Annotated in this window: 8 protein-coding genes and 2 tRNA genes; 6 read left to right on the top strand and 4 right to left on the bottom strand. The window is 51.7% G+C overall.

Annotated elements, in window-relative coordinates:
* Window positions 1-116: hypothetical protein (locus tag FDW94_RS23975; RefSeq protein ID WP_249358388.1), on the top strand; the 116-nt coding region annotated here is incomplete at its 5' end.
* Here FDW94_RS23975 and FDW94_RS08495 read toward each other — a convergent pair.
* Entirely contained in the window at window positions 117-1,769 is a 1,653-nt protein-coding gene (locus FDW94_RS08495) for a thiamine pyrophosphate-binding protein (protein WP_137377446.1), read from the bottom strand.
* Between the two features lie 182 nt (window positions 1,770-1,951).
* Here FDW94_RS08495 and mgrA point away from each other — a divergent pair, with 182 nt between their 5' ends.
* Window positions 1,952-2,941, top strand: a complete 990-nt coding sequence (gene mgrA / locus FDW94_RS08490; protein ID WP_137377445.1) for an L-glyceraldehyde 3-phosphate reductase — start codon at window positions 1,952-1,954, stop codon at window positions 2,939-2,941.
* Between the two features lie 137 nt (window positions 2,942-3,078).
* Entirely contained in the window at window positions 3,079-3,405 is a 327-nt protein-coding gene (gene ypeC / locus FDW94_RS08485; RefSeq protein WP_003028268.1) for a DUF2502 domain-containing protein YpeC, read from the top strand.
* A 32-nt stretch (window positions 3,406-3,437) separates the two neighbouring features.
* On the opposite strand, the gene FDW94_RS08480 is transcribed toward ypeC, so the two are convergent.
* Window positions 3,438-4,676 (bottom strand): Nramp family divalent metal transporter, encoded by a 1,239-nt coding sequence (locus tag FDW94_RS08480; protein ID WP_137377444.1) that lies wholly within the window; start codon window positions 4,674-4,676, stop codon window positions 3,438-3,440.
* Window positions 4,677-5,020: 344 nt separating this feature from the next.
* On the opposite strand from FDW94_RS08480, the gene nupC reads away from it, so the two are divergent.
* Window positions 5,021-6,223 (top strand): nucleoside permease NupC, encoded by a 1,203-nt coding sequence (gene nupC, locus FDW94_RS08475; protein WP_003834893.1) that lies wholly within the window; start codon window positions 5,021-5,023, stop codon window positions 6,221-6,223.
* A gap of 139 nt (window positions 6,224-6,362) precedes the next feature.
* On the opposite strand, the gene FDW94_RS08470 is transcribed toward nupC, so the two are convergent.
* Both FDW94_RS08470 and FDW94_RS08465 read right to left on the bottom strand, forming a co-directional pair.
* Window positions 6,363-6,438, bottom strand: a tRNA-Ala gene (locus FDW94_RS08470).
* Between the two features lie 42 nt (window positions 6,439-6,480).
* Window positions 6,481-6,556, bottom strand: a tRNA-Ala gene (locus FDW94_RS08465).
* 221 nt (window positions 6,557-6,777) lie between these two features.
* On the opposite strand from FDW94_RS08465, the gene FDW94_RS08460 reads away from it, so the two are divergent.
* Together FDW94_RS08460 and FDW94_RS08455 are read left to right on the top strand one after the other, a co-directional pair.
* Window positions 6,778-7,140 carry a YfeC-like transcriptional regulator gene (locus tag FDW94_RS08460; protein WP_003028277.1) on the top strand — a complete coding sequence of 121 codons (363 nt, stop codon included), beginning with the start codon at window positions 6,778-6,780 and terminating at the stop codon, window positions 7,138-7,140.
* A gap of 1 nt (window position 7,141) precedes the next feature.
* Window positions 7,142-7,534 carry a YfeC-like transcriptional regulator gene (locus FDW94_RS08455; RefSeq protein WP_003834896.1) on the top strand — a complete coding sequence of 131 codons (393 nt, stop codon included), beginning with the start codon at window positions 7,142-7,144 and terminating at the stop codon, window positions 7,532-7,534.
* Window positions 7,535-7,565 lie beyond the last annotated feature (31 nt).

The raw sequence follows: 7,565 nt of genomic DNA, 5'->3' as shown, positions 1-7,565 counted from the left end.
CAGCAGTGGTGGTGCCAGATTCCACCCTGCTGCCGCTGCTGTGCATCGTCATGCTGCCCGCCTGGCTGCTGCTGGCAGGCAAACCGATGATGGTCGCTGAGCGCCCTGATAAATAGCTATCCGCCGTTGCGAGATTCCAGCGCACGGGTCACCGTGCGCAATAATTCAGGAAGATCGGCTTTCGGTAGCACCACCTCAATTAACGACAATCGTTGCGGATTGGACAACCGGGCCAGCACCTCTTCCAGCTGTACCGCCTGCTTCACCCGCCAACATTCTGCCTGACATTCACGACTAAACGCCTGCGGCACCGACGTCCAGCTCCAAGCGGCGATGTCGTTATAGCGCTGATTTGCCCCATGTATGGCCCGCTCCACGGTATAACCGTCATTGTTGAGCAGTAAAATAACCGGCGATTGCCCGTCTCTGAGCATGGAGCCCAGCTCCTGAATGGTGAGCTGCGCCGCGCCATCACCAATAATCAGGATCACCCGACGGTCCGGACAGGCCGTTTGCGCACCGAATGCCGCCGGGAGCGCGTAGCCGATAGATCCCCACAACGGTTGAACCAGTACTTCCGCCCCGCAAGGTAGTGAGAGCGCAGCCGCGCCAAAGGCGGCGGTTCCCTGATCGACGAGGATAATGTCATCAGGCTTCAGAAACTGCTGCACCGTGTGCCAGAAGTTTTCCTGCGTCAGTGGGCCCTTCTCAACCTGAACACGCCTAATTGGCGGACGTTCTGGCGGTAGAGAAAACGACATTTCCAGGCACAGCTCACGTAATGTGGTGACCGCCTGCTCCATCGGGATGTTAAACCAGTGGGATCCAATTCGTGACGCATGGGGCTGAACGTCAATGGTGCGATCCAGCGGTAGCTGTTGTGTAAACCCAGCTGTCAGGGTGTCGACAAATTGTGTGCCGACACACATTATCGTATCGGCATCTTCTATCGCCTGACGTACATAATCGCTGCTGGCTCCAGCGCTGTACGTGCCAACAAACGCCGGGTGACGCTCATCAAACAGTCCTTTGCCCATCAACAACGTGGCATGAGCCATCGGCGTTTCTGCCATCCAGCGCTGTAAAACCGGCTGCAGACCAAAACGCAGCGCGAGGAAGTCGGCCAGCAACGCTACGCGTGGGCTGTCCAGCAATCGTTCACGGGCATGGTAGCGAAACGCCTCTATCACGCTGCTTTCCGGCTCGCTCAGAGGAACAATCAAAATATCATTCGGTGGCGTAGCAGGCTGTTTAGCCACATCAGCAGGTAGCATCAGATAGCCCGGCCTGCGCTCGCTGAGCATCATTCGCAACACACGGTCAATCTCATAGCAGGCATTTTGTTCATCCAGTATCGCGCTGGCCGTTGTTACTGCCTGCTGCATGCGGTAAAAATGCTGAAAGTCACCGTCACCCAAAGTGTGATGCATCAACTCTCCGCGACGCTGCGCGCCGCGACAGGGTGCGCCGACAATATGCAAAACAGGAACATATTCCGCGAAGCTACCCGCGATACCGTTAATTGCGCTTAACTCGCCCACACCAAACGTGGTGAGCAGCGCCCCAACCCCGGATACCCGGGCATAGCCATCTGCCGCATAAGCCGCATTCAATTCATTCGCACACCCGACCCAACATACGTTGGGATGTTCAATCACGTGGTCAAGAAACTGCAAATTATAATCGCCCGGCACACCAAAGAGATGGCCGACGCCACAGCCTGCCAGCCTGTCCAGCAGATAATCAGCAACGGAATACGGGGTTTGCATGACAGCTATCCTTCTGACGGTAACCTCATGTTGAGTATCGAAGAACTGTGATGACTGTCCAGGAAAGTCGCTGTGAAGGGGTGGAAAGCAGGATTTACAGTTTTGGCGGTAAAAATTCATTGAAGAATCGACGGTGTAACCGTATACACTGAAAGGCACACGCATTGTGGAAGGGGGGTGACATGGTTTATCACGCAGATGAAAATCGTTATCAGACAATGGAGTACCGCCGCTGCGGTCAGAGCGGCCTTAAGCTCCCGATTGTCTCTCTGGGTTTGTGGCACAATTTTGGCGATACCACACAGGTCGAGAACAGTCGCGCATTGTTACAGCGCGCATTCGATCTGGGGATCAACCATTTTGATCTGGCAAATAACTATGGTCCACCACCGGGTTCGGCAGAACGGAATTTTGGTCGGATCCTGCAGGAAGATTTTTTACCGTGGCGAGATGAGCTTATTATCTCCACAAAAGCGGGCTACACCATGTGGGAAGGCCCCTACGGTGACTGGGGTTCACGCAAATATCTGATTGCCAGTCTCGATCAAAGCCTGAAGCGTCTGGGGCTGGAGTATGTCGATATCTTCTACCACCATCGCCCCGACCCTGAAACACCGCTCAGAGAAACCATGCGCGCGCTGGATCACATCGTCCGTCAGGGCAAAGCGCTGTACGTCGGGTTGTCTAACTATCCGGCAGATCTTGCCAGGCAGGCGATTGAAATACTCAACGATTTAGGTACGCCATGCCTTATTCACCAGCCCAAATATTCCATGTTTGAACGTTGGGTCGAAGGTGGCTTGCTGTCACTATTACAGGAAAAAGGTGTCGGCAGTATCGCCTTCTCACCGCTGGCTGGCGGACAGTTAACCGACCGCTATCTGAACGGCATTCCTGCGGATTCTCGTGCGGCAAGCACCAGTCGCTTTCTGAATCCGGACCAGATCACTCCACAAAAGCTGGAAAAAGTGCGGGCGCTGAATGTGCTGGCAGAACAACGCGGGCAAAAGCTTTCCCAGATGGCGCTGGCATGGGTGTTACGGGATGACAAAGTCACGTCAGTGCTGATTGGCGCCAGTAAACCAGCACAAATTGAAGATGCTGTCGGCATGCTGGCAAACCGTCACTTTACGTCTGAAGAGTGCGCGGAGATTGATGCTATCCTGAGTTGATTGAAATAAAGACACATTTATTAACAAAAAGTGCTCTCACTTGCGATTTAAGAGTTAAGGCGATGAAACGGGGCTTTACTGCCCCGTAATATTACGTTAACAGGCCGGCTACGGCTCGATCGTGAAGGAGAGAAAACATGTTCAGGTCACTGATTCTGGCGGCAGTCTTATTGGCTTTTACACCGCTGGCCGCGAACGCTGGCGAAATCACCCTGCTGCCATCAATAAAATTACAAATTGGCGATCGCGATAACTACGGTAACTACTGGGATGGCGGCCGCTGGCGCGACCGGGATTACTGGCACAATAACTATGAGTGGCGCAAAAATCGCTGGTGGCGTCATGACAATGGCTACCATCGTGGCTGGGACAAACGCAAAGCTTATGAGCGCGGTTATCGTGAAGGCTGGAACGATCGTGACGACCATCGTGGTCGCGGACGAGGTCACGGACACCACCATTAATGTAACAAAAGGGTCTACGGGCCCTTTTGTTTTTACAAACCGAGTGCGGTTCCTACCAACAGCCAGATATTGAGCGCCACCACCAGCACAACAATCACCCAGCCTAACTGTTTTACCCAACGGGTATTCACCAAATCGCCCATCAGCTTACCGTCACTGGTAAAGATCAGTAGCGGCACCAGCGCCAGTGCAATACCAAAACTGAGCAATACCTGGCTCATCACCAGAATACGCGTCGGATCCAGTCCCATCAAAATCACAATAAATGATGGCATCATAGTGACGGTACGGCGTACCCAAAGCGGAATGTGAAAGCGGATAAACCCTTGCATCACCACCTGCCCGGCCAACGTACCGACCACGGTAGAAGAAAGTCCCGCAGCCACCAGGCTTAAACCGAATACCGTCGCCGCAGCGTGACTCAACAGCGGTTCAAGTGTCAGATACGCTTGATCGAGATCGGCAATACCGGTATGCCCGCTAAAGTGAAATGCAGCGGCAGCCGTCGCCATCATCGCCAGATTGACAAATCCAGCAATCGTCATGGCGATTGCCACATCCCATTTCGTGGCCGCATAGCGCTGTTGACGTGTTCCGCCGTGCAGATGCTGAGTTAAGGAAGAGTGCAGATAAATGACGTGTGGCATGATAGTCGCGCCGAGCACGCCAGCCGCCAGGAACACCGCTTCGGAATTAGGCAGGCTCGGGATAACCATTCCCTTGCTAAGTTGCGCGAAGTTCGGCTGGGAAAAGATCAGTTCCACAATGTAAGCCGCAGCCACAAACAGCAGCAAGCCGCCAATCACTTTTTCCAGCGGTTTTTGCCCACGGCGCTGCAACATCAGAATCAAAAAAGTCGCGATACCGGTGAGCACGGCCCCCTGCAATAACGACACGCCGAGGATCAATTTGAAACCAATCGCGGCACCAATGAATTCAGCAAGGTCTGTCGCCATGGCGATAATTTCGGCCTGCACCCAGTAGAACCACACCACCGGACGAGGATAGTGATCGCGAATTTGCTCCGCCAGGTTTTTACCCGTGGCAATACCCAGCTTTGCCGACAGCACCTGAATCAGCATCGCCATCAGATTTGCCCAGACCACCACCCACAACAATTTATAGCCAAAGCTGGCCCCTGCCTGGATGTTGGTGGCGAAGTTGCCCGGATCGATGTAGCCGATCGCCGCGATGAACGCAGGTCCCATTAATGCGAGCTTCAACTTGCGCGCTGCCCGTCCACTGCTACTCTCAACGCGATCGTTAGTCATTTTAGTGCCTCAGAAACATAGCCTTTGCTATGTTTCAAGCTACGCCTATTGAGAATGATTATCAAATTCATTTTAATGGGTGAAGTTGATTTCTCTGATAGCGTTTGTCTATGGATCGATAAGGATTCTGGAAATACCGGTGAGATGTTTAATTATTGTTATGAGATTAGCACAATGACATAACTTTTCACTTCCATACTAAACATAACTGAAGTGTATCACCGATCACTAATTTTGAATCTCGTCACAGGTCCTTATTATAGTGTGTGTTTGATCTCGTTTTCTTTATGGTTGTTACATAGAATGTGCACGAAAACTAAACCTGCCTCATATTTGGAGCAAATATGGACCGCGTTCTTCATTTCGTCCTGGCCCTTGCCGTGGTTGCGGTACTCGCACTGCTGGTAAGCAGTGACCGTAAAAAAATCCGCATTCGTTATGTTATTCAATTGCTTGTTATTGAAGTGTTACTGGCATGGTTCTTCCTGAACTCTGATGTCGGTCTGGGCTTCGTGAGAGGCTTCTCCGAGATGTTTGAAAAACTCCTCGGATTCGCTAATGAAGGGACAAACTTTGTCTTCGGCAGCATGAACGACAAAGGCCTGGCATTCTTCTTCCTGAAAGTGCTGTGCCCAATCGTCTTCATTTCCGCCCTGATCGGTATTTTGCAGCATATCCGCGTTCTGCCGGTTATCATCCGCGCGATTGGTTTCCTGTTATCCAAAGTGAACGGTATGGGCAAGCTGGAATCCTTCAACGCCGTCAGCTCCCTGATCCTGGGTCAGTCTGAGAACTTTATCGCCTATAAAGATATTCTCGGCAAAATGTCTCGCAACCGTATGTACACCATGGCTGCAACGGCGATGTCGACCGTTTCCATGTCTATCGTCGGCGCGTACATGACCATGCTGGAACCGAAGTACGTGGTTGCGGCGCTGGTTCTGAACATGTTCAGCACCTTTATCGTGCTGTCGCTGATCAACCCGTACACCGTTGATGCCAGCGAAGAAAACATTCAGATGTCTAACCTGCACGAAGGCCAGAGCTTCTTCGAAATGCTGGGTGAATACATCCTGGCAGGTTTCAAAGTGGCAATTATCGTTGCAGCGATGCTGATTGGTTTCATCGCGCTGATTGCAGCCCTGAACGCCCTGTTCGCCACCGTGACCGGCTGGTTTGGTTACAGCATCTCCTTCCAGGGCATCCTGGGCTACATCTTCTACCCGGTTGCATGGGTAATGGGTGTGCCGTCCAGCGAAGCGCTGCAGGTGGGCAGTATCATGGCAACCAAACTGGTTTCCAACGAATTCGTTGCGATGATGGATCTGCAGAAAATTGCCGCCACGCTCTCTCCGCGCGCAGAAGGTATCCTGTCCGTGTTCCTGGTCTCCTTCGCTAACTTCTCTTCCATCGGTATTATCGCCGGTGCGATTAAAGGTCTGAACGAAGAGCAAGGTAACGTGGTTTCCCGCTTCGGTCTGAAGCTGGTGTACGGCTCTACGCTGGTGAGCGTACTGTCTGCATCTATCGCAGCACTGGTGCTGTAAGCGTAAGACAACATCGTATTGATAAGACCGGGGAGATTCTTCTCCCCGGTTTTTTTATGCCTGCTATTCAGCAAACCGAAGAGATACAGGGTGGAAACAGAAACAAAAAACCCCCGCTTTTCAGCGAGGGTTTAAATTTTGGTGGAGCTAAGCGGGATCGAACCGCTGACCTCTTGCATGCCATGCAAGCGCTCTCCCAGCTGAGCTATAGCCCCACGATGCTATTACGTACGTACCAAATTTATTGGGATTAAATTTGGTGGAGCTAAGCGGGATCGAACCGCTGACCTCTTGCATGCCATGCAAGCGCTCTCCCAGCTGAGCTATAGCCCCATTACGTAAAGCTTGTCGAGTTGACGGGCGGCATCATATGAATTCCCTTCGCGTGTGTCAACGGCAAAATTAACTCATAGAATTCAATCGCTGAAAAAGCAGTCAAATGAAGAACATTGCGTAACAACTCGCATTCAGTAGTTAAACGCGTCACGGTTTCTACTAAAATGGTGCTATAAAATGAGCCACTAATTAACCCCACGACTATTCAGGGAATCGTTATGTTCAAGGAACGGATGACGCCAGAAGAACTTGCTAATCTGACCGGATACAGCCGACAGACCATCAATAAATGGGTGCGCAAGGAGGGTTGGGCTACATCACCAAAACCAGGCGTACAGGGCGGTAAAGCGCGTCTGGTTCACGTCACCGAACAAGTTCGTGAATACATTCGCAGTGCTGAGCGTTCAGCCGAAGGTTTATCAGATAATTTATCGTTATCCGGCGATACCTCTATCGAAGCTCTACTGATTAGGCTCGCCAAAGAGATGACTCCGTCAGAACAAAAAATGTTTACGTCACTGATCCTGCGTGAAGGCATTACGGGTTTGTTACAACGCTTAGGGATCCGCGACAACAAATAATATGAAAAAATTACGCAGCAAAATGACGACCGAAGAACTGGCGGAATGTCTCGGGGTTGCCAAACAAACCGTCAATCGTTGGATCAGAGAACAAAACTGGACCACCGAAAAGTTTCCCGGCGTTAAAGGGGGTCGTGCAAGGCTGATCCATATCGACTCCAGCGTCCGTACGTTTCTGCTCAATATTCCGGCTTTTCGCAAAGTCCCTGAAATTTATCAGGCTGAGGAACCGCTGGCAGAATACACCCACGTGGTGCGTAGCCACGCCTGTCGCCAGATAATTAGCGCACTGGACAACATGTCCCCAACGGAACAAGAAAAGCTGGCAATGTATATTTCGCGCGAAGGTATTCGCACTTTCCTTACCCGTCTGGGTATTGATGAGTCTGAATAACAGGCAAAAAAAACGGCAGGATGCGCTCCTG

Origin of the sequence: Citrobacter sp. wls757 (assembly GCF_005280935.1) — a bacterium.
Taxonomy (GTDB): domain Bacteria; phylum Pseudomonadota; class Gammaproteobacteria; order Enterobacterales; family Enterobacteriaceae; genus Citrobacter; species Citrobacter portucalensis.
This window is presented reverse-complemented; position numbering and strand designations above follow the sequence as displayed.